This window comes from Okeania sp., assembly GCF_983059655.1.
Map to the genome: position 1 here is coordinate 1 of NZ_CEZPJD010000860.1, position 3,268 is coordinate 3,268.

2 protein-coding genes are annotated in these 3,268 nt (G+C 38.7%); both read right to left on the reverse strand.

Features of this window, described 5'->3' with window-relative positions; genetic code table 11:
* Positions 1 to 1,945: HEAT repeat domain-containing protein (locus AC3DU7_RS29420; RefSeq protein WP_488042791.1), on the reverse strand; the 1,945-nt coding region annotated here is incomplete at its 3' end.
* A gap of 21 nt (positions 1,946 to 1,966) precedes the next feature.
* Positions 1,967 to 3,268: hypothetical protein (locus AC3DU7_RS29425; protein ID WP_488042792.1), on the reverse strand; the 1,302-nt coding region annotated here is incomplete at its 5' end.

Consider the following 3,268-nt stretch of genomic DNA (forward strand, 5'->3'; position numbering starts at 1 on the left):
TTAAGTTTCCAATATCAGTCAACATTCGAGTCGTTTCATCCGCAGAAAAGGGCACGACAAAAATTTCCTTGAAAAAGTTAAACACGGGATTAGTAGGTACATTAGGTTGCTTCCATTGATTAATGCGGTTAATATCTGGATGGACATCAGCTACCAGTAAGGAAAGAGAACGTTTTTCCTGACTGATTGCTCGTAACGCTCCGAAGAAAGCATTGCACTCCTCTGCTCGCTCCTTTGCATCCGTCTCTGTGGGAATGATGCGCTCAATTTCATCCAGAAAAATTAGAATGGGAAATTTATAACCGACTTCAGTGAGTTGTTGAGTCAAATTTTGCAACTGTTGAGTAAATTCTGTTGTGAGATAGGCCGCAGGGCGATCGCTCTCAAATAATTTAGGGTGACTTACCTTTTTTGGGAAACGGGACTCAATTAGTTGAGACAGTTTTGACAAAATTTGATTAAACAACTCTGCACCATAATGTGGTTTGCTCCCGTAAGTTTGCAAGTCAATATGAACTAAAGGATTTTCTCGCATTGCAAATCCCAATTGCAACAACAACGAAGTTTTCCCAGACTTGCGCAAACCAAAAATACCAATACCCTGACCTCGACGTAGATTTTCTTCCAAACGTTGTAGTAGTTCCCCTCTACCAAAAAATGTGAGGGTATCACCGATGGCATTGCGGTCATCAAATAGGTCTGCTCCTGGTAAATAGCGTTCTGTGTAATCAGCTAAAAGTCCTGAAGACTCTTTCTCCTCTTGTAGTGCCTTTTCCACTGCTGTGAGAGGAATGGGGATGAGAATAAAGCGATCGCGCAATCTTACCTCGGCCATTCGCATTCGGAAGAGAGTATCTGGAGGTTCCCGATAGAAAATAATTCCTGCTTGTTGTTGGTTGGATTTTTTCATTTTGGTTGCCTGTTGTACTAAATCGACTACATCTTGAGCATCAGGTTCTTCTATTGCCAAAGATACAGGTATGGGAATGTAGGGTTTTAGCTTGCCTGAAGCAGAAGTAATTTGCAGTCCATGTTTGCCATTGAGGCTGGTTTTTGCCCCTGCTTTTTGCAGAAATTTTTGCACCTCAACTTTTAATTTATCTGTAATTTCTCGGTTTTGTTTGGCTCGAAGTCTGGATCTGCTCCAACGTAGAAATAATTCTGGGCGATACCAAAATAGTAAACCTATAGCTAGCATCAAGGAAGTTAAAGTCAGGAAAACAACTCGGCGGAAATTTCTAGCATAGTGACTTCTAATCTCTGACTTGAAACTAACCATAGATTTACGAATGGCTTCCACATCTTCGACTTCATATCCTCCTACATTTGTCAACAAAGCAGTCCCCAGGCGTATTTCATTATTATCGCGAAGTTTGATAAAGTTTTCCATATCTCCCAATGCTTCTTCTAAAGATGAGACAGCTTGTTTCAACTCTGACAATGACGGAAGTTTAGAAATAGGTCTACGTTCGATATCTGCTGCCATTTCCCTAAAAATTGATGCTGCACTGGAGCGTACCTGACTTTCAGAACTACTTAAAGCATTGGATAGGGTCGGGGCGACAGACATCCCCATGTATCTGAGGGCAAACTTGGCGCTGGCAAGAGCTGAGTCATTTTCAGTTTCCAGAGCATCAATTAGTTGAGGAACTGCAGGAAGACCAATTTCCATCAAGGAAAAAGTTGCTCTCAAGCGCACAACTTCATCTTTGTCTTCTAGGGCAGTAATGAGAACTGGAATAACAGTGTCAGGGTATTGATTGAATTTTCCTAAAGCTTTTGCTGCCTGACTGCGAACCTGCCAATTTGGATTTGTTTCGAGCTGTTTAATATAAGTTTTAATCTCTGTCTGTGAAGCATTTTGCCCCCAGGCATAACTTATCCACACTGTTGAAAATGTGATGTTGACAAGAGTAACAGTCAGGGTAAGTAACTTAAATTTCATAATTAAGTTCAATTCCATTTTTTACTTCGGTGGGGTACGATCGCTATAGGTTAAAGGCAGGTCTCTATCTTTTGCCCATTCTGGCTGTTTGTCTAGTGAAATTGTCATTGTGCCGTCTTCAGAAACTTGGTAAATGTATTGGCGATCGCTACAGAATTTCGAGTCTAAATTTGGAAATGAATCAGGCCACTTTCCTTGTTGCTTTGCTAGTTCCTTGACTTGTAGAATTTTCTGGGTGAATTCTAGTTCAAGCATATATTTTGCTGCTTTTAAGTCTTGGTTTATAAAACTTGACGATGCAACCTGGCCAAGAAAATTCCACCATGCCAGATCAGTTATTACTTTTTCTTCTGGAGAACAAACATTTCTTGTAGGCAATTGCTCAAGATCCTGAAAAATTCTATAAGAATCAACTGCCGATAATCTTAAATAAGGCTTTGATAGGGGATTATTAATCAAAACAGTCAAAATAGTATTGATAATTTTTAACTCATCCTCATCAAACAACTTTTCTCCTTTTGCAAGGTAGGAATCAAGGTTTTTAGTGGAATTATAAATAAACAAATATTCTCCTTCTATACTTCTCAGAACAGATAAACGATAATCATGTTCGAGTAAACGTTCCTCCCAATAAGGTGAGAGGTTATCAATCTTACGAATAACTCCAGTCTGAAAGTTACCTATAATCAATGCCACTAATTGACCAATTAAGGTACTGTTATTGTGAAGAGATTGACTAATTCTCCAGGAAACTTCTAACATTTCTTTAGCTTCTTGATTTTTTCCCTGACGTTGTTTTTCTAAAATATCTAGAGCCAGAATTCTTTGAACATTAGCCAAGTACAAGTATGATGGCAAGGTTACTGAATAATCTCCTTCTGAAAAATAGGAGATAATCTCTATTGGTTCCTCTAGCTTAGGTAATTCACTATTTAAAACATGATTCTGAACTTTCCTCAAGGCATCAGCTTTAGATTCTAAATAACGCTGTAACTCTTTTGGTGCGGGTTCAATCTCATCATCAGGTTTTGAGATTTGACTATCAATATATTGGTCAAGTAATTCACTGATATTCTCAAATTCATCATTAAATTTCTTAAAATCTGGATGATACCTCATATAGTCTCCAAATTCCAAAATTCCTTGATTAGTTCCTACACCAATTACACCTGCCATTCCAAATTCTTTTGACAATATAGCTTCCAGTTTCAAAGCAGAATCATTAGGCTCTGGATCGGGATATTGTTCCTGTAGTTCCTTCACTTTTCGTGCAATTTCCCTCTCAATCTCCTTTTCTAAGTGAGAAGCTAGAAGATTTCCACC